Below are 18366 nucleotides of genomic sequence, written 5' to 3' on the forward strand. Positions count from 1 at the left end.
TAAATAGTCATTTAGTTGAGTTGGCTCTCAGGGCAGGGGACTCAAGACTGGGAGAGGGTGGTCATACGCCGCTCGGCGATACGCTCAACGGTTTGCATATGCTCCGTGCCCCATTGGCACAGCGCGCCCAACGCAGTCGCCAAGGATCGCCCGAACGGTGTCAGCGAGTACTCGACCTTGGGCGGTATTTCCTGGAAATCCACCCGGAAAATGATCTCGTCACGCTCCAATTCCTTGAGTTGCTGGATCAGCACCTTATCGGTCACGCCGCCAATCGCACGCCTTAATTCCCCATATCGATGAACATTTTGCGCCAAGTTGAACAGCACCAGCGGCTTCCATTTACCGCCAATCACCGCCAGGGCGGCCTCGAGCCCGCAATTGAATGAGTGGTTGGCCATGATCCAGAGGACTCCGCATAGGGTACTTACTAAAAGGTGCATACTATTCAAAAGAATAGCGCAGATCTACAGTTGGGCCTCAACCTTATTCATCGGAGTTCACCATGAGCAGGCTCAACGGAAAAATCGCAGTCATTACCGGCGGCAACAGCGGCATAGGCCTGGCAACAGCCATTCGCTTTGCGGCGGAAGGCGCACACGTCGTCATTGTAGGACGTCGACAAGAGGAACTGGACAAGGCGCTGCAACTGATAGGTCCTGAAGCCATCGCCATACAAGGCGACATTTCAAAAATGGACGACCTTGATCGCGTGTTCACCCAAGTCAAAGCCGCCAAAGGCCGGGTCGACGTGCTGTTCGCCAACGCAGGCCTGGGGGATTTCCAGCCGATCGGCTCGATCACCGAGGAATCGTTTGACCGTACCTTCGGCATCAACGTCAAAGGCACGCTGTTCACCGTACAAAAAGCCTTGCCACTGATGAGCGCCGGCAGCTCGGTGATCCTCACAGGTTCGACCACAGGCACCATGGGCACACCGGCATTCAGCGTGTACAGCGCAACAAAAGCGGCGCTGCGTAATTTTGCCAGGAGCTGGGCGCTGGATCTGAAAGGTACGGGCATTCGCGTCAACGTACTTTCACCAGGGCCGATCTCGACACCGGGCTTGGACCTGGCGCTTTCAGGTACAGGCCAGAAAGACGCAATCATCGACGACATGACCGCGCAGGTTCCGTTGAGCCGAATTGGCAAGCCCGAGGAAGTTGCAGCGGCAGCGTTGTTCCTGGCATCGGATGAGAGCAGCTTCATGACCGGCAGTGAGATGTTTGTCGATGGAGGCTTTGCTCAGGTTTGAGTGAGATAGGGGTTTTGCCTGTTGAAATCTGATGGGCACTGCCCCTGATTACGCAATACGATATTACGCATAATGTATATTATGTTAAATCATATATTGCGCCTATCCTCCCCATGACCTCTCTAAGCCGCAGATTTGACAACATTGAGCCTGATCACTTCGCTGAGTGTGATCCTCTCCAAGCTACGGGAGCTACCTTCAAAAACTGCCGGAGTTCCACCAGCAGTGTTTCCATCGAATAGCCACTCGAACCTGATCCCTCGTATTTCAAGGCCGGCATGATGTTTTCAACGCCGCCGTAGCGCCACACACCCTGTTCTTTCTCATCCTGCTGCAATGCCCGAGCAAAGATCGACAGATCTCTGCGTGCCCGCGCAATACCCGAGATGCGTTCGACCCAACTCTCGTAACGCTGGCGAACTTCGAGGACAGTGCCGTGAACAATCGCGACGACGCCACATCGTGTTCTGTTGTGAAACGCAATGTTCGACAATCCCAAGTAAGGTCGTCGATGGTTCAATGGCGCGTGATTGATCTCGGCTGGAAGATGGAAAACCGCCAGGTCGATCTCCGGGTACTCCACCAGCATCATGTCCGGATGGCTCAACAATCGCTCGCTGCGCGCAAGATGATCCATCCCCTCGAGATAACAAGGCTCGTAACGCTCGGTGTGGTCCAGGACCTGCTCGACCATGGGTAAAACCGCTCTGTAACGATGCAACAACGCGGTGTCAGTATCGATCGTTCCTGGCAGTTTCACCTGTGCTGCCAAGCTATTGAATGCAAAGGCCGCTTTTAATGCTTGGGCTGATACCCCTCGCGAAAAGTCACCCAGCCTGGCGATGTCGATCAACAGTTGCTGATGCCGCATCGCATGGGACGGCGATAGAAAGGCATAAATCGAGGCCAGCCCATCCAGGTCAAAGTGGTCGCTGGTGACGATCTTTGCGCCTTCGACGATATCGCTTTGCTTGAGAAAACTGAAAACACTTTGCGTTGACAGATTGGCTTTGTAGGGCGCAGGTGTCTTGTTGGAAGGCCAGTGCGACAGCGTCAATAATGTTGAAGCATTATCAATGGAGTCCAGGGACACATTCGGCACTTGCGCGGTATGGCCTAACGGCAAGTACCCGTAGGGGCTCTCGCGGTTGATACGGACGGCCTCATTTTCGTATGAAGCAGGTGAAGCAGGCTTGCGCGGTGAGTGATCGCTCAGCGCCAGGTGGCAATCACCCGCCTGAATCGGTACATAGGCCAGTTCCCCACCGGTGTCCAACCCATAGCTCAAACGGCAAAGGTTTTCGCGACGGATGTCGGTGGGTTCTCCATTGATCAGGACTGCGCCCGGTCCTGCAATCGCACTCATCAAATCGATGAACTGGTTGTTGATAATCCCGATGGGACGCCCGCCCAGCACTTTTATCTCGAGATCTCCCACCTGTTTCTCAACATCGGGGTCAGTCAGAAACTCAGTGGCGCGCTGTGGCAAAACGGACAGTAGATTCATCGTCGGCTTCCCTTCGAGATCATGCAGGGTCAAACGTTGGTTGCTCGGCTTTTTTTCGAGTGACCGGCCTGACGGAGAAGAAGATCAATACCGACAGCGCCGCGTACACACCGAAGAGCCACGCTGCAGCGCTCGATGCACCGACGGCACCACCGGGTGAAGAGAACCCACCCAGATTGACGATCATGCCGGCTAATGCCGCGCCAATGGCTGTCGCGATCAGTTGTACGGTGGTGATCGACGCCCCCGCCAGCTCCTTCTCATCTTCGGACACACTTTCAAGTACGCGCGTCAGCAAATGCGGCCATGCCAGCCCGATCCCGGTACCGATCACCAACATCCCGGCACACACCCCCACGACATTGATGATTGACGGGCCGAACCGCGGTACGAAGATAAACGCCAGGATCAACCCACCGACAATGAAGAACGGCGCAATGCCAATTGCGCGGATCGCTGGGTTGGGCTTGAGCCCAGAGCTGTACAGTGCTCCCAAGGTCCAGCCTGCCGCCATCAACGCACTGATGTAACCCGCCAGCAGCGGTGTTTGCAGGTGCAGCACTTGCAGGAAGTACGGCACGAAGACTTCGCTGGTCATTCCGACCACCATCAAACCCATGGAGAAATACAACGGCAGCAGCGCACTGCGGGCAGTCAGCGCGCCCTTGGGTAATAACCGCAACGTTGAACGGACTTCCACCCGGTAAACGAAGTACAACAGTAAAAGGCCGACCGCCAGGCCCAGGACGCTATAGACCGCATCCGGCTTGATACTGCCGACGGATATCGCCAATACGACGCCACTCAAAAGCACCAGTTGCGCCAGCGGGACACCCATACGGCGTGGAGCCTCGGTGCTTTTCTTCGGCAGCAGTGCCCAGGCCAGCAACATGAATAATACGGTGACCGGGATGAGTGCCCAAAAAGCTGCGCGCCAGGCGTCGTACTCAGCGAAAACGCCACCCACTGCCGGCCCGATCAGCGTTGCCGCCCCCCACATGCCAGAGATCAGCGCCATGGCTCGCGGCCACAAAGGTTCGGCGAACACCAACCGAATCATGGCGTAGGGCAATGCGAACAAAAGCCCCCCACCCAGCCCTTGAATCGTTCGGCCCAGGATCATGACCGCCATGTTCGGCGACAGACTGCACACCGCGCTGCCGGTAGCGAAGATCACCCCCGCCCAGACGTAGGCGCCCCGCGCGCCCAAGCCGGTCAGGCATTTGGTCGACAGTACGGAGCCGATGATGGAGGCCACCACGAACAACGTGGTGTTCCAGGCGTAATAGTCGAGGCCGCCGATGTCCGCGACCACGGAGGGCAAAATCGTCGTCACCAGATAGACGTTGATTGCGTGCAGCGCAACGCCGCCCGCCAAGGCCGCAGATCGCAATCCGTTCCTTCCAAGTAGTAATGCCGACCACCCTGTCGTAGATCTCATCTCGATACACCAAGTCTGATTAACGTAAAACCACTCTATTATAAAAGCATTTACTTGTGTAATTATTTGTCCCCTATATTGCCTCTTCAACGACAGCCGATAACGCTGACTCACCGCCTAGGGGTTTTAACCGCAGGCGCAGGTCTCCACCCACCAGGCATTGCTCCACAATCGACAATTGCCGGGCCTCGGCCAATGACGTGAGCCCATTGATTCCCAGCAATGGGCGGGCATCACTGCCCAACAACAGGGGGGCGATATAGATCAGCCACTCATCCACCAGGCCCGCAGCCGCTAAAGCGCCGCACAACACCGCTCCGGCTTCGACCTGGACTTCGTTGCACCCCTCCTCCGCCAGGCATGCCATGACCTGATGCAGGTCCAGGCGCCCGTCCGACAACCCAACCTGGCGAAAGCGCACGCTGTCTGGCGGCACGCCCGGTGGTGTGACAGCCGGGCCATGAAAGATCAGGGTGGGCGCCTCGCCATCCCATACATGGGCGTCGGTGGGGCCTTTGAGATCCTGGTCCAGCACCACCCGCAGCGGCGCGACAAACGCCATCTGCGGATCCGCCAGGCGCACCGTCAAACGCGGGTTGTCCGCGTGCAGCGTGCCGCTGCCGGTGAGTACGGCGCAGGATCGGGCGCGCCAGGTTTGCACGTCCTCCCGGGACTGCGCCGAGGTGATCCACTTGGACTCCCCGGTGGCCAGGGCTGTGCGCCCGTCCAGGCTCATGGCCAACTTGATCCGCACCCAGGGCCGCTGACGCTCGATGCGTGAAAAGAACCCTTGGTTCAACTCCCGCGCCTCGGGACACGGCAGGTGTTCAACCACCACCCCTGCCGCCCTGAGCCGCTCGACGCCCTGATTCTCGTGCTGGGAGCGGTCGACACTGGCGACCACCACCCGCGCTATACCTGCATGGATCAACGCATCGACACAGGGCGGGGTACGCCCATGACCACCGCAGGGTTCCAGGGTGACATAGGCAGTGGCACCCCGCGCCTGATCGCCCGCTTCGCGCAACGCATTGACCTCGGCGTGTGCCTGCCCTGCCCTTGCATGCCAACCCTGTCCAAGCACTTCGTCGTGTTTGACAATCACGCAACCAACCCTGGGATTAGGCGCCGTGGTGTAGGCGCCTCGATCGGCCAATGCCAGGGCGAGCGCCATGAAATGGCGGTCGCACAACGGCACCCGGCTCATGTGCGAAGCAGCGCCAAGAGATAAACCGCGTCCCCATGTTGACGCTCGATCACCACCAGTTCCTGCCAGGTGAAGCCAAACCCTTCGAAGGTTTCGCGCACACCTTGCTCAGTGAAAAAGTAACCTTGACGCTGGTTGTCCATTGCTCGCCACCCTGGCGTCGGGTTGCTCGCGTCGACACCAAACACATTCAGCCCGATCAAGGCGCCCGGCCGGGCGAACTGTCGGATGTTTGCGAGGTAGGCCTCCCACTCGTCAGGGTGTTGATGATGAAAACAACCGTTGTCCAGCACGGCGTCGAACAGCTTGCCCGCAGGCGGCTGCCAGTCCTGCAGCGCACTGCATACCAGTTGCAGGCGCTCGCCCCAACGCTTGCGCAGCAGCGGCCAACTCGAGTTTTCGACAATATCCAGCCCCGTCACACGATGCCCTGCCTGGATAAACTCCGAGGCGTCCCGTGCCCGGCCGACGCCCACGTCCAGAATATGCTGATCCGGCGTCGCCCCCAGTAACTCGAGAAACACCCGGGCCGCCTTGGCCATGCCAATGTCCCACGACCATTCGTCTTCGCCATGACTGTAGCGGTGCACAAACGAGGTATTGAGTGCCCCGCGGTACGACGGTACGTCCATGAATTTCGCTGGTTTGCTCATGTCTGGAGATCCTTGGTTCAAGAGGCGCGACGGGTGGCGATACCGTAGATATGGCCGTCATAGGAGCTGGCCAGGAAATCATCGCTGGCAAGGCTGTGGGTGATACAAGAGATGCCGCTGGCCGTGGGACGCTGCACCTGCTGCCAGGAACGGCTGGGCAAGTCAAAGAGCGCGATGGTGCCGCTGTAGTTGGCGGTGGCAATGACCTCGCCGTCGGCGGAGGCACAAATGCACTTGATGGAATTGCGGTGTGGCGTGTCGTAGACCTCGTCCCCGCTGTCTAGCCACAGGCGCAACTTCAGGTCGCGGCCAATACTGGCAAAACCGCCTTCGACCCGGCAGCAACCGTTGGAGATACGCGTGTGGGCATTTTCGATATGCCGCGAACAGCTGAAGTCCTCGATCGAGTGCAGGGCTGCGGCCGCCGACGCGCACACGCTGAACAAGTGATGCTCATTGGCGGCCACGCCCTTGATTGCGTTGTCGTGCATCGGGATCGAGGCCACCCACTTCAGGCTGTTATCGCCATCGATGACAAAGACCAGGCCTTCACCCGTGTAGGTTCCGATCAGCGCATGGAGTTGGCCGTTGCGTTGGAAGGTGGTGCCACAATTGAGTGGCGAACGGTGCTGATACAGCAGGCGCCCGCTGAGGGCATCGAAGACCTGCCCCATCTGCCCGCCGGTCAGCAGCAACGGCCCGAACGGCAACAGGAAGTTGCAAAGGCTGCCAACGCCGCTCAATGGTTGGTTGTCGCGAAACAGCAAGCCGGCGTCACCGATGCTGTACTGTTGGCCATCGCGGGTGACCACGGCATTGATGCTTACCGCCGGCTGGATCCCTTCCACGGTCCACTGGTCGGTTTCATAATCCCAAGTGGCATAGCGTGAACCGAAGGTTGCGAACACCAGCGCATCACTGCCAACGAACGCGCAACTGCGCGGCCAGACAATGCTGGGCAGATTGGTGCTGCGCAGTTGCTCCAGTTGGATGCCATCAAAGCGCCAGAGGATCGCCAGGCGGTCATAACTCAAGGTCACCAGCAGTTGCTTTTCATCGTTCCAGACGATCCGTTTGATCCCCGCATCATGTGCGGCAATGGAGCGGATATCGCCCTGATGGATAATCGAGATGCGCCCTTCATCATCCCCGGCAAACACCACGCCGGCGCGAGTAATGGCAACGGTATCGGTCTCGACCCCACCGATATCGACCTCATCACATTGCTTGAAACTGGCGGTATCCCACTGGCGCACGGTGCCGTCGTCGCTGCTGGAAATCAGCCGCTTGCCGTCCGGCGACCAGACCACGGAAATCACATCAGCCTGATGCCCACGGCACGTGCCCTTGAGGTTGCCGTCCAAGTCGAAGAGGCGCAGTTGATGATCGCGTGAGCAGGTTGCGATCGACGTTCCGTCCGGTGAAAACACGGCCATTTCCACATCGTCGTCATGCCCCGATAGCACGGCCTTCAGGCGCATGCTCGGCACTTCCCAAACTCGGGCGGTGTAGTCGCTGCTGGCGCTGACAAGGAATTGGCCATCGGCACTGAACGCGCACTGGTTGGCCAGGTGGTCATGGCTGACACGGTGGATCGAATGCCCGGTGCGGGCGTTCCACAAGATCACTTGGTTGTCGTAGCCGGCGGTGGCGATGAACTCACCCGCATGGGCGGCGACACCACTGATAGGGCCTATATGTTTCATCGAAAAATCCTTTTCCTGGAGAATGAAATCAAAGCTTGATGGTGTGCCGCGACTTGCTGACTTTCGAGCGCAAGTAGTTGTGGTTCTGCTTGGTCAGGAACACCCCGGTGGGCACGGAACTGACCACGTCGATCCCGCCGTCGCGCAGTTGCTTGACCTTGTCCGGATTATTGGTCAGCAGCCGGCAGCGATTGACGTCCAGGGCACGCAGCATGGCGACCGCAGGGGCAAAACTGCGCGAGTCTTCCGGATGGTTGAGCTCCAGATTGGCCTCGTAGGTGTCCATACCCGCGTCTTGCAGCAGGTAGGTTTCAAACTTCGAATACAGGCCGATACCGCGTCCTTCCTGGCGCAGGTAAATCAAGTAGCCGCCTTGGGCATTCAATGCCCTGAGTGCTTCCTGCAACTGCGGGCCGCAATCGCAACGTTGGGAGCCGAACACATCACCGGTGATACATTCCGAATGCACCCGAACCAGCGGTACTTCGGTATCCGGCCGGCCCGCCCTGACGGCAAAATGCTCGTTGTGTTTGTCAAAGCCTTTGAAGCCGAAGAACTGTGCATTGACGGACCCACCAAGAATCGAGATGGGGACTTGCGTATGCAGCGTTACTGGAGTGTCCATGACTAAGCCTCTATGTGCGTGAGACGTTCTGGTCAACGTTGTTTTCCACTAAACGGAATCCCATGACATAGATGGGCCTTGGATAACGTCCATGTCGGCGCTGATTGCGCGCAAGATCCCTGAAACGGGTGAAGCTGCCTCCACGGGCCACACGGTGCCGACCGACATCCAGCACCAGGTCATCACTGATCACAGGCCCGCCCGGGTACGCCTGATAATCGTCGGCAACGTACTCTTCCACGTTGCCGGCCATGTCGAGCACGCCAAAGATCGAGGCTCCTTCAATAAATACCCCGACGGGTGTCGTGGTCAGCAGCCCCAATTCGAGGGTGTTGGCGTACTCGACATTGAATGTTTCGCCCCACGGAAACTGCGCGCGCTGCAGCCCTGCCGCGGCGTACTCCCACTGCGCTTCGCTGGGCAAGGCGAACGCGCGCCCGGTGCGAAGGCTCAACCATTGGGCGTAGGCGTCGGCATCGGCGTCACTGACGCTGTACACCGGGTGGTTGGCCTGGTGCTGGGGGAAACGGCCAAAGGCCCAACTGGTCGGCAAGAACGGATAACCGGTATCCAGCAGGAAGGCGCGGTATTCACTGTTGGTCACCGGGTACCGAGCCATGCGAAAACTCGCGAGGCTGACCCGATGGTTGGGGGTTTCCTTCTCGATCCAACTGCGGTCCAGGCCCAGACCCGCGTAGGTCTTCATGACCGTGTCGACGCGTTGCGGCTCCAGGCCAATTTCCACTTGGGCGGCGGGAATGTCGCGCAGGCTGGGATTGAATACATCGATACGCGGGTCGCCCTTGCAGCCCAGCACCTCACCGGCGGCAATTCGTCGGACCAAGGGTTCGGCAGCGGACTCGACCATCCGCAACAGTTGCTCGATGGGAGCACTCATCAACTGTCCGGTGGCGTCGGCGATCTGCCGGGTCAGTTCATATTCCACGTAAGCCGGCGGGTAGCCCATCAATTCCCGGTCAGACGTGTTTTTCGGCAAGGGGCTCGGTAGCGTTGGCCAATGCCAACCGTATTGATTTGTCATAGGTACACCTTTATTCCGAGCGAACAAATCCGCGACCGAGCGCAAATCCGCTCGGCGTGCGTTGATCAGTCAGGTATCAGAGTCGGTCGAGCAGCAACCTTCGATTGGTCTCGAGCATTTCGATTTCGGTGGAATACACTTCAACCACCAACCCATCGGGATCTTCGAAATACACGGCAGTGCGGACATTGTCCGGACCCTGGTGATAACCCGGGGATGGGCCATTGCCCTTGACCAGGGTAATAGTGTCGTCGGCAGCGACCTTGTCGGCGATGCGCCGGACATCCTCCGGCAGCGCCCGGATACCGATGTGATAGCCTTGCGGGTAAGAAAAATCGCTATTGTGCTCGATAAAGAAGTCGAATCCGTTCAGCTCCATGACCACTTTGCGCGGCCCCAGGTTGTAGCAATACCGCGCGCCGAAGATTTCGCGGTAGAACGCCTGGGAGGCCTCCAGGTCACGGGTCAGGATATTGATATGGGCCATTTGCGGCCGTTGGGATTCCTGGGCGGCCGCCGCGATGGACACCCCTTCCAGGGCACGCCACATCTTGATCGCCGCGGTGAATTTGGAGAAGCCGGCCAGCCAATGCTTGACTGTTTCCTGGGACACGTCCGCGTCATTATTGAGCGCAAGCGCATGGGGATAGACGAAACACGCGGCGTGCTGCAGCCATATCGCGCTCAGCGGTTCAGCAATCGGTTTGACCGCCGTGCCTTCGTGCAGGCGAATGACGCTGACCGCTTTGTTACGGTAGACGTCCACCAACGCCTTGAGGCGAGCGTCCAGTGCATCAGGGCTATCAGCGGCTGACACCAGCAGGATTAGCCCGTCAGCCTCAGGTAGCCGGGCATTCTCTACGGCAGCGCACAGTTCAAAGCCGGCAGTCTTGGCGCAGTTGTTCAATGCCCCAAGAAACGCGCTCATGCGTGCCGCCGTGTCAGCGGAGTACAGGGTGATAAACCGCAACATCAGCCTACCCTCCTCTCAGCACGACGACCCATCAGCAGGCTGTAGCGCCCGATAGGCTCTTGAGTCACCTCGAAACCCTGGGCAGCTATCTGCTCGGCGATCCAACGGGTGGGGTGCAATTCGCCATGCACCGTATTGACCATCATGTGCAAGGAGAAGTCTGCCGACAGTGCCGGATGAATCTCATCACTGTCCAGGGTCATGCTCAGCACCAGCAGTGAACCACCGTCATTCACCAGTTGCGCGGCCGAACGCAGCAACGCTTGGGTTTCTTCGCGAGTGAAGTAGTGCAGGCAGTCATTGACCATCACCACGTCTGCACGCTCGCCTTCGTAACGTGCCAGATCCAGCAAGTTGCGCTCCTTGAACGTAAGGCGCCCCGCCAACTGGTATTTTTCGAGGGTGCTTTCAGCCGACTGGCGTGTGGCTGCCAAGTCCCAGATCTCACCCTGGACCTGGGGGTGACGGCGTGCAATTTCAGCGATATAGGTGCCGTGCCCACCGGCCAGGTCGATGACCTTTTTAGCGCCGGCGAAGACCGGCAATGCTTTGAGTACATCGACCATGGGTTGGCTGAAGCGCACCATCGCATCGTTAAAGGCATCGCGGGCGGCGATGTCGTGCTTGAAGCGATTCTCTTGTTGGAAATCCATGGACTCGGCGCTGCTGAGGATCTCCCCCAGGCGCGGCCAGTTCTGCCACTGCAAGCGCTGGTGGTCAATAATCGGGCCGATGAACTCAACGCTGTGACTGACCAGAAAGCGCTGGGATAGAGGCTGATTGACGTAGGTGTCCTGGTTTTTTTTCAACAGGCCCAGGGCAACCAGGCCATTGAGGAAAATCTTTGTCTTGTTGGTGACCCAACCCATTTGTTGGCTGATGGCGAGGGCGGTGGCGGGTTGGGCTGTTTGATCGAAGATCCGCTGCGCTACGGCGAAGTGGAGGATGGCGGACTGCCGATACTGGTCGGAAAGCTTCACCAGATCGACCACGCTGTTGAGGGCCGTAATCTCTTCCGCGTGCTCATAAATAGTTGTCGGTTTTTGCACAGTCATACTGATTCTCTTCCTTGGGTATTGTTATTTTCACTGACGTCGGCAAGCGTTGGCGGCTTGGGCGCAGTGTGTATTTAACGGTCCGGAGTCGTATGCAACTGAACGTGTAGCCAGAGGCTTCCAAAAGCTCGCTACCAGCCTAGCCCTAAGAAACACAAAAGCAAGGAGAACCTTTTATAATTATTCGGAATCAGCAAGATAATACTTATTCTATTTATTAGTTATTTTCCTCGTCCGCAAAACTGACTATGCTCATCCCCTCTACCCTTACGCAATGGATGGCGCCAAAGGTCGACAAACTTCAGTGACGCGCTCACTCCCCATGGTTACACGCAATTTATGACCTCCAGACCCACTGACGACACCCAGTCATCCACTGCTGATCGCATTCTGTTTTTGCTCAAAACCCGTGGCCCGCTCAAAACCACCGAACTGGCTTCCTTGCTGGAGCTCACCTTTGAGGCCGCCCGGCAGCAAATCCAGAAATTGCAGACATCGGAGCTGATCGTCGGTGTTTCGGCGCCCACCCAAGGGGCAGGTCGCCCCTCCTTGAAATGGGCGCTCACCGACACCGCGCAAAACAAGTTCCCCGACTCCCACAGCGTCTTGACCCTGCACTTGATCGAGTCCATCGAGGGCGTTTTCGGCAGTGACGGTGTCGAAAAAATCATCACCAGCATGGAAGCCACCAATCGCCAGGAGTATGTCCAGGCGTGTTCGCACGCTTCGACTTTGGAAGAAAAGGTCGGCATTCTGGTGCGTATTCGCGAACTGGCTGGCTACATGGCGCATATGGAGCCCGAAGGCAAAGGATGGTTGCTCATTGAAAACCATTGCCCGATTTGTGCTGCGGCGCGTAAATGCCAGGGTTTCTGTCGCTCGGAGTTGCAGATATTCCGTGCAGCGATGGGCGATGACGCGAGTGTCGAGCGTTGCGAGCACCTGATCTCTGGCGACCGACGCTGCGTCTATAACATTCAGCCACTCACTTGAACTCGCTTGTTCTTAACGCTTCAGCAGCCCTTAAAGGAATAAGGCATGACGCCAACTCTCGACTTGCTCGCCAGCCATCGAAGTGAACGCAGCTACCACGCAACGCCCATCAGTGACGAGCATCTGAACGCTATTTTGCGCGCGGGCCACCAAGCCCCAACGTCATTCAATGCCCAGCATATTTCGGTGGTCGTCGTGCGCGATGCGCAGACTCGCCAGCGCATCGCAGACGTGGCCGGCGGCCAGCCCTGGATCGCCGCGGCGCCGGTATTCATCACCGTGGTGGTGGATTTTCACAAGACCGCCGTCGGCGCCGCACTCAATGGAAACGAACAGCAGATCCAGCGTCATCTCGAAGGCATGATCGCCGCCAGCACCGACGGCGGCATCGTGCTCAGCACCATGATGATCGCTGCACGCTCGCTGGGGTTGGGCGTAGTGCCCGTCGGAGGTATTCGCGCCAACGCCCTGGAAATGATCAAGATATTGGACCTCCCCCAGGATACCTTTGCCCTGTGCGGCATGGTCCTGGGGCACGTACGTGTACCCGCAACACAGAAGCCACGGATGTCCATCGACACGTTTTGTCATTATGAGCGTTACAATGGCGCTGCGCTGGGGCCGGCCATTGTTGCTTACGACCAACATCTCATGCGCCACTGGCAGATCATCGGGCGTGCAGAGGGTCAGTCCTGGTCCAGTACCATTGGCCGCACTTACGCGCGTAATTACCGTGCCGACCTCAAGGCTCAACTGCTCACCAACGGTTTGGCGGCAGACTGAGGCTCTTTGCGTCCCTTAACGACGGCGCCGATATGTGCGTTGTGCATACGCCATTCTCAAACGTCATAATCCTACGTTTTCCTACATGGTAATCTCACAAGCCTATCAATAGGCATTGATCGTATGTCGACAATGGCCCCAACCAGGAAAGATCATGCCAAAAAAGTCCCACAGCGCCCTGCGTCGTAGTTTCCGTGAATTGCTTGCAACGCCTGCATGTGTTGAAACCGCCTCCGTTTTTGACCCGATGTCCGCGCGTATCGCCGCAGACCTGGGTTTTGAAGTCGGCATCCTCGGCGGCTCCGTTGCATCGTTACAGGTACTGGCCGCGCCCGATTTCGCACTGATCACCCTGAGTGAGTTCGTTGAGCAAGCCACCCGTATCGGCCGTGTTGCCCAGTTGCCGTTCATTGCCGACGCCGACCACGGCTACGGTAACGCGCTGAACGTGATGCGCACCGTCGAAGAACTTGAGCGTGCCGGTGTGGCCGCGTTGACCATTGAAGACACGTTGCTGCCCGCGCAGTTTGGCCGCAAGTCCACCGACCTGATCTCCATCGAAGAAGGCATCGGCAAGGTCCGTGCTGCGCTGGAGGCTCGTGTTGATCCGGAGCTGTCGATCATTGCGCGGACCAACGCCGGCGTGTTGCCGACCGAAGCGGTTATCGAGCGCACCCTGGCGTATCAGAAAGCCGGCGCCGATGGCATTTGCATGGTGGGTGTGGCGGATTTCGAGCATCTGGAGAAGATCGCGGAGAACCTGACCGTGCCACTGATGTTGGTGACTTACGGCAATCCCAAGCTTAACGATGCCAAGCGCCTGGCGAGTCTTGGCGTGCGCGTGGTGGTTGCCGGTCACGGCGCTTACTTTGCCGCAATCAAGGCGACCTATGACAGCCTGCGTGCCCAGCGCCAGTTGACCCACAGCACCGATAACCTCAGCGCCACAGAGCTGACGCACACCTATACCCTGCCGGAAAACTACGTGGCGTGGGCTGAAGAATTCATGGACGTTAAAGAGTAAGACTCAATCCTGAAGAGGGGGATCCTCTCCCCCTCTTCACCTCATCACTGCCCCAGCGATGTGTAGTGCCGTGGCAGTTGCGTGGTGACGATCAACCATGAACCCAAAGCGCATAACACGATAACTATTGAGTGGATTATCCAGGGTAATGATTCGCCGTAACCTGTGCCCCTAGCGCAAGCACATTGCCTTGCGCAGCACATGAACGGAGCTTTCCATGACCTTATCCACTCCCCGCCAACTCGAAGGCAAAGTCGCACTGATCACCGGCGCCAGTTCTGGCATCGGCCGTGCGACCGCGATTGTCCTGGCGCAACGCGGCGCCAGGATCGTCGCCGCTGCCCGTCGCCAGAGCGAGCTGAACGAGGTGGTAGCCGAGATCACCGCCCAGGGCGGTATCGCTTCCTCCATCGTGGTCGACGTGACCCGCGAAGCCGACATCATTGCCATGGTCCAGTTTGCCGTGGACACCTACGGCCAGCTGGACATCGCCTTCAACAATGCCGGCACCGAAGGCGTGTTCGCGCCGCTGATCGAGCAGGACAACGCACGCTTCGACCTGGTGTTCGAACCCAATGTGCGCGGCGTCTTCAACTGCATGAAGTACGAGGCCAAGGTGATGCTGGAACAGGGTTTTGGCAGCATCATCAATAATGCGTCCATGGGCGGCGTGATCGGTTTCGAGAATGCCGCGCTGTACATCGGCACCAAGCACGCCGTGGTCGGCATGACCAAGACCGCGTCCATCGAGTGGTTCAAGCACGGTGTGCGGGTGAATGCGCTGTGCCCTGGGCTGATCGAAACGCCCTTCCACCATCGCGGGATCTGGCCGTCGGTAGACGCCCAACAGGCGTTCGCCGCCAGCACCCCGGCCAGCCGTTTCGGCACGGCTGAAGAAATGGCGACTGTCGTGGCGTTTTTGGGCTCGGAAGATGCCAGCTACGTGTCCGGTCATGCCCTGCTGGCCGACGGCGGCTACTCGGTGGCCTGACGGTTACGCGCCTGGAAGAAGTCGATAAATGCCCGGAGCTTTCCGGGCATTTGCGCACGGTTGGCGTAATACAGGTGGAAGGTCTCGGCGGGCGCCGCGTATTTTTCCAGCAAGGCTACCAACGCGCCGCTGGCGATGTCCGCCTGAGCAAATGGCCGGAACACCAGGGCCACGCCACAGCCCAGGCGCGCCGCCGACAAGGTGGTGCGCATTTCATCCAGTACCAGGCGTCCCTTCACCTGGATCTCGACATTGGCCTTGCCGATGCGAAACGTCCAATCCATCAGCGGCCCGCGACTGCTCAAGCGCTGGTGGATGCAGTCGTGGGCCAGCAGGTCTTCGGGTGTGTCCAGCGGCGCCGAGCGTGCCAGGTAGTCGGGCGTGGCCACGGCCACCATCGGCTGCGACGCCCCCAGCGGCACCGCGATCATGTCACGTTGCAAGGCCTGGCCCAGGCGGATGCCGGCGTCGAAGCCTGCACCGATGATGTCGCTCAAGCCATTGTCCATGGCGATATCCAGGGTGATGTCCGGGTACTGCGCGAGAAAGGCCGCCACATGCGGTTCGATCAGCGAGGCGTAGGCCACGTAGGAGCTGTTGATCTTCAACGCGCCATACGGGCGGCTGGCGGTGTCGTGTACCTGCTGCACCGAGAAGCGGATCTGCTCGAGGGCCGGGGCCAAGGTGTCGAGCAGTTGGCTGCCGGACTCGGTCAATGCCACGCTGCGCGTGGTGCGGTTGAACAGACGCACACCCAATTGCGCTTCGAGTTGCTTGATGGTCTTGGACATCGCCGTGGGCGTGACCTCCATCTCCGCCGCCGCCCGCGCGAAATTCATATGACGGGCCACGCATTCAAACGCGATCAAGGCTGGCAGGTGGGTGGATTTCGGGCTCATGCAGCGTCTCGAAGGGTGGATGCCAATGGTGTGGCGCAGCATAGGTGAGTTCAACTAACCCGGCCACGCAAAAAAATCCGCCGCAGAGTCTGCGGCGGCAACCAAAGGATTTTGTCGAAGCAGAGCGGCTAAGACAGCGTCTACGCTACACCCGCCGGCCATTAAAAATAGTGAAGTTTAATTAATCGAGTTTCATCCGGTAGCCCGCTGCAGGCCACGCAGACTGTGCTTAGAATCAACCCCGGCAACCACGCCGAACACAATAAAAAACCGTAACAGCTCACCTGCAAACATCTGCCCATTCAACTTTATGCGCCATCCAATCAGTGCGGTGTTTCTGTGCGCGCGTTCATTCTTCCGGGGAAGTCACAACATGATTAAACAGTCGAGTCTGTTAGCACTGGCGGTGTGTGCCGGTATCAGCCAGCTGGCGTTTGCCGAATCGGTCACCGACCAGGCGGACTCCAAGGGGTTTATCGAGGGCAGCAGCGTCACCGGGTTGTTGCGCAACTACTACATGAACCGTAATCGCCAAGGTGGCCGGGCCGATAACATCGACTGGACCCAGGGCGCGATGCTCAACTACACCTCGGGCTTCACCCAGGGCACCCTTGGTTTCGGCGTGGATGCCTACGCCTACGGCGGGCTGAAACTGGACGCCACCCACGCAGACGCTGGCACCGGCAACCTGCCGACCGACCGCCATGGCGACCCCGAAGATGCCTACGGCTCCGTGGGTGCGGCGGTGAAGATCAAGATCTCCAAGACCCAACTGAAATTCGGTGACATACAACCCACCGCCCCGGTCTTCGCCACCGGCGGCACCCGCCTGTTGCCGCAGACCGCCACCGGTTTCGACCTGACCAGCAGTGAAATCGCCGGCCTGGACCTGGAGGCTGGGCATTTCACCAGCACCAACAGCGGCATGACCAGCAACCATGACCACGATATCTATGCGACCTACGCCAATATCGCCGCCAACAGTGCAAGCTTTGTCGGTGGCAAATACACCTTCAGCCCGTCCCTGAGCGCGACCGTCTACGCCGGTGAACTGGAAGACATCTGGCGCCAGTACTACACCAACCTCAACTACGTGATCCCGCTGGCCCATGACCAGTCACTCGCGCTGGACGGCAACCTCTACCGCACCCTCGACACTGGCAGCGCCAAGGCCGGCGCGATCAATAACACCACCTACTCGCTGGCGGCGGCGTACTCGTTCCTGCAGGCGCACACGTTGACGCTGTCGTTTCAAAAAGTGCATGGCGACACGCCGTTTGACTACATCGGCACCGGCAACAATGGCGCGGGCGAAGGCGGCGATTCGGTGTACCTGGCCAACTCGGTGCAGTGGGGGGACTTCAACGGGCCGGGCGAACAGTCCTGGGGCATTCGGTATGACCTGAACATGGCCAGTTACGGCGTGCCAGGGCTGAGTTTCATGGGCCGCTACATCAACGGCTCGGACATCAATGGCACCCACACACCGGATCACAGCGCCTATGTGGGCGACTACGGTGCCGATGGCGCGCACCATGAAACGGACCTGGAGGCCAAGTACGTGATCCAGAGTGGCCCAGCGAAAAACCTTTCGCTGCGTGTACGCGATGCGATCGTGGCGTCGAACGCCGACCAACGCGATGGTGACCTGAATGAGTTGCGGCTGATCGTCGACTATCCGTTTACCTTGCTCTAGTCATTCCGGCATAGCCCCCAACCGCTGGCGCATCCCCGCGCTGGCGGCTGGGCCGGCTTGGATCGTGCACTGGTCCAGCGGCACGCACTGGCCTGCCGCGTTCGCCATCGTCGGTTGTACCGGCAGCCCTGTGGCGCGCTCCACCACTTCCACACTGTGGCCTTCTTCTGCGAAATGCCGGTTGCCCCAGGCCACCAGCGACATCAGCACCACGCTGAAGTCCTCGCCCTTGGCGGTCGGCACATATTCGTAGCGTGGCGGTCGCTCGCTGTAGGGCCGCCGCTCCAACATCCCCGCCTCCACCAGGCCATTCAGACGACGGGTCAGCATATTCGGCGCGATGCCCAAGCTGCGCGAGAACTCGTCGAAGCGGCGCAGGCCGTGCAAGGCGTCACGCATGATCAGAATGCTCCACCACTCCCCTACCCGCTCAAGGCTGCGGGCGATCGGGCATTCGTCGCTGATGAGGGACTTGCGTTGCATGGGGATTCCTGTGGGTCGGTGCAAATGTGCGTG

General features: G+C 59.0%; 18 protein-coding genes. 6 read left to right on the top strand and 12 right to left on the bottom strand.

What is annotated here, in order from left to right; all coding sequences use genetic code 11:
- Positions 1-41: 41 nt before the first annotated feature.
- The gene (locus HX868_RS18190) at positions 42-401 is read right to left on the bottom strand and encodes a winged helix-turn-helix transcriptional regulator (protein WP_177003849.1); all 360 of its coding nucleotides are present in this window, start codon (positions 399-401) and stop codon (positions 42-44) included.
- A gap of 104 nt (positions 402-505) precedes the next feature.
- On the opposite strand from HX868_RS18190, the gene HX868_RS18195 reads away from it, so the two are divergent.
- On the top strand, positions 506-1255 hold the full coding sequence (locus HX868_RS18195; protein WP_177003850.1) for a glucose 1-dehydrogenase: 750 nt from the start codon (positions 506-508) through the stop codon (positions 1253-1255).
- A 154-nt stretch (positions 1256-1409) separates the two neighbouring features.
- Here HX868_RS18195 and HX868_RS18200 read toward each other — a convergent pair whose 3' ends face one another.
- The 9 genes from HX868_RS18200 to HX868_RS18240 form a co-directional block, all read right to left on the bottom strand.
- Complete coding sequence (locus tag HX868_RS18200; protein ID WP_177003851.1) at positions 1410-2762, bottom strand: DUF6687 family protein; 1353 nt, start codon at positions 2760-2762, stop codon at positions 1410-1412.
- Between the two features lie 19 nt (positions 2763-2781).
- Positions 2782-4203 carry an MFS transporter gene (locus HX868_RS18205; protein WP_177003852.1) on the bottom strand — a complete coding sequence of 474 codons (1422 nt, stop codon included), beginning with the start codon at positions 4201-4203 and terminating at the stop codon, positions 2782-2784.
- Positions 4204-4276: 73 nt separating this feature from the next.
- Positions 4277-5410, bottom strand: coding sequence for a bifunctional diaminohydroxyphosphoribosylaminopyrimidine deaminase/5-amino-6-(5-phosphoribosylamino)uracil reductase RibD (gene ribD, locus HX868_RS18210; protein WP_246355547.1), 1134 nt, complete (start codon positions 5408-5410; stop codon positions 4277-4279).
- Complete coding sequence (locus tag HX868_RS18215; RefSeq protein ID WP_177003853.1) at positions 5407-6063, bottom strand: class I SAM-dependent methyltransferase; 657 nt, start codon at positions 6061-6063, stop codon at positions 5407-5409. Before HX868_RS18215 ends, ribD begins: the two co-directional genes overlap by 4 nt.
- A gap of 17 nt (positions 6064-6080) precedes the next feature.
- Positions 6081-7769, bottom strand: coding sequence for a WD40 repeat domain-containing protein (locus HX868_RS18220; RefSeq protein ID WP_095016253.1), 1689 nt, complete (start codon positions 7767-7769; stop codon positions 6081-6083).
- 28 nt (positions 7770-7797) lie between these two features.
- A complete protein-coding gene (ribA, locus tag HX868_RS18225; protein WP_177003854.1) occupies positions 7798-8394 on the bottom strand; it encodes a GTP cyclohydrolase II RibA in 597 nt (198 codons plus the stop codon).
- A 10-nt stretch (positions 8395-8404) separates the two neighbouring features.
- Positions 8405-9436: a formylglycine-generating enzyme family protein gene (locus tag HX868_RS18230; RefSeq protein WP_343048288.1), complete on the bottom strand. Its 1032-nt coding sequence runs from the start codon at positions 9434-9436 to the stop codon at positions 8405-8407.
- 76 nt (positions 9437-9512) lie between these two features.
- Entirely contained in the window at positions 9513-10409 is an 897-nt protein-coding gene (locus HX868_RS18235; protein ID WP_177003855.1) for a VOC family protein, read from the bottom strand.
- On the bottom strand, positions 10409-11464 hold the full coding sequence (locus tag HX868_RS18240; RefSeq protein ID WP_177003856.1) for a methyltransferase: 1056 nt from the start codon (positions 11462-11464) through the stop codon (positions 10409-10411). The genes HX868_RS18235 and HX868_RS18240 overlap by 1 nt, the downstream gene beginning before the upstream one ends.
- Positions 11465-11803: 339 nt before the next feature.
- Here HX868_RS18240 and HX868_RS18245 point away from each other — a divergent pair, with 339 nt between their 5' ends.
- The 4 genes from HX868_RS18245 (at position 11804) to HX868_RS18260 (ending at position 15255) form a co-directional block, all read left to right on the top strand.
- Positions 11804-12457, top strand: a complete 654-nt coding sequence (locus HX868_RS18245) for a helix-turn-helix transcriptional regulator (RefSeq protein ID WP_095016248.1) — start codon at positions 11804-11806, stop codon at positions 12455-12457.
- 45 nt (positions 12458-12502) lie between these two features.
- Positions 12503-13240: a nitroreductase family protein gene (locus HX868_RS18250; protein WP_177003857.1), complete on the top strand. Its 738-nt coding sequence runs from the start codon at positions 12503-12505 to the stop codon at positions 13238-13240.
- A gap of 154 nt (positions 13241-13394) precedes the next feature.
- Positions 13395-14264 (top strand): isocitrate lyase/PEP mutase family protein, encoded by an 870-nt coding sequence (locus tag HX868_RS18255; protein WP_016975727.1) that lies wholly within the window; start codon positions 13395-13397, stop codon positions 14262-14264.
- A gap of 217 nt (positions 14265-14481) precedes the next feature.
- On the top strand, positions 14482-15255 hold the full coding sequence (locus HX868_RS18260; protein ID WP_177003858.1) for an SDR family NAD(P)-dependent oxidoreductase: 774 nt from the start codon (positions 14482-14484) through the stop codon (positions 15253-15255).
- On the opposite strand, the gene HX868_RS18265 is transcribed toward HX868_RS18260, so the two are convergent.
- Positions 15240-16154 (bottom strand): LysR family transcriptional regulator, encoded by a 915-nt coding sequence (locus tag HX868_RS18265; RefSeq protein WP_177003859.1) that lies wholly within the window; start codon positions 16152-16154, stop codon positions 15240-15242. The two genes, HX868_RS18260 and HX868_RS18265, sit on opposite strands and share 16 nt — an antisense overlap.
- Before the next feature lie 373 nt (positions 16155-16527).
- Here HX868_RS18265 and HX868_RS18270 point away from each other — a divergent pair, with 373 nt between their 5' ends.
- Positions 16528-17850, top strand: coding sequence for an OprD family porin (locus tag HX868_RS18270; protein WP_177003860.1), 1323 nt, complete (start codon positions 16528-16530; stop codon positions 17848-17850).
- On the opposite strand, the gene HX868_RS18275 is transcribed toward HX868_RS18270, so the two are convergent.
- Complete coding sequence (locus tag HX868_RS18275) at positions 17851-18333, bottom strand: winged helix-turn-helix transcriptional regulator (RefSeq protein ID WP_177003861.1); 483 nt, start codon at positions 18331-18333, stop codon at positions 17851-17853.
- Between the last annotated feature and the right edge of the window lie 33 nt (positions 18334-18366).

The sequence above is a fragment of the Pseudomonas reactans genome (genome assembly GCF_013385825.1).
Lineage (GTDB): Bacteria > Pseudomonadota > Gammaproteobacteria > Pseudomonadales > Pseudomonadaceae > Aquipseudomonas > Aquipseudomonas reactans.

Coding starts and splice junctions, on each gene's coding strand:
- HX868_RS18190 (WP_177003849.1), bottom strand. CDS start 401: ATGGCCAACCACTCATTCAATTGCGGGCTCGAGGCCGCCCTGGCGGTG.
- HX868_RS18195 (WP_177003850.1), top strand. CDS start 506: ATGAGCAGGCTCAACGGAAAAATCGCAGTCATTACCGGCGGCAACAGC.
- HX868_RS18200 (WP_177003851.1), bottom strand. CDS start 2,762: ATGAATCTACTGTCCGTTTTGCCACAGCGCGCCACTGAGTTTCTGACT.
- HX868_RS18205 (WP_177003852.1), bottom strand. CDS start 4,203: ATGAGATCTACGACAGGGTGGTCGGCATTACTACTTGGAAGGAACGGA.
- ribD (WP_246355547.1), bottom strand. CDS start 5,410: ATGAGCCGGGTGCCGTTGTGCGACCGCCATTTCATGGCGCTCGCCCTG.
- HX868_RS18215 (WP_177003853.1), bottom strand. CDS start 6,063: ATGAGCAAACCAGCGAAATTCATGGACGTACCGTCGTACCGCGGGGCA.
- HX868_RS18220 (WP_095016253.1), bottom strand. CDS start 7,769: ATGAAACATATAGGCCCTATCAGTGGTGTCGCCGCCCATGCGGGTGAG.
- ribA (WP_177003854.1), bottom strand. CDS start 8,394: ATGGACACTCCAGTAACGCTGCATACGCAAGTCCCCATCTCGATTCTT.
- HX868_RS18230 (WP_343048288.1), bottom strand. CDS start 9,436: ATGACAAATCAATACGGTTGGCATTGGCCAACGCTACCGAGCCCCTTG.
- HX868_RS18235 (WP_177003855.1), bottom strand. CDS start 10,409: ATGTTGCGGTTTATCACCCTGTACTCCGCTGACACGGCGGCACGCATG.
- HX868_RS18240 (WP_177003856.1), bottom strand. CDS start 11,464: ATGACTGTGCAAAAACCGACAACTATTTATGAGCACGCGGAAGAGATT.
- HX868_RS18245 (WP_095016248.1), top strand. CDS start 11,804: ATGACCTCCAGACCCACTGACGACACCCAGTCATCCACTGCTGATCGC.
- HX868_RS18250 (WP_177003857.1), top strand. CDS start 12,503: ATGACGCCAACTCTCGACTTGCTCGCCAGCCATCGAAGTGAACGCAGC.
- HX868_RS18255 (WP_016975727.1), top strand. CDS start 13,395: ATGCCAAAAAAGTCCCACAGCGCCCTGCGTCGTAGTTTCCGTGAATTG.
- HX868_RS18260 (WP_177003858.1), top strand. CDS start 14,482: ATGACCTTATCCACTCCCCGCCAACTCGAAGGCAAAGTCGCACTGATC.
- HX868_RS18265 (WP_177003859.1), bottom strand. CDS start 16,154: ATGAGCCCGAAATCCACCCACCTGCCAGCCTTGATCGCGTTTGAATGC.
- HX868_RS18270 (WP_177003860.1), top strand. CDS start 16,528: ATGATTAAACAGTCGAGTCTGTTAGCACTGGCGGTGTGTGCCGGTATC.
- HX868_RS18275 (WP_177003861.1), bottom strand. CDS start 18,333: ATGCAACGCAAGTCCCTCATCAGCGACGAATGCCCGATCGCCCGCAGC.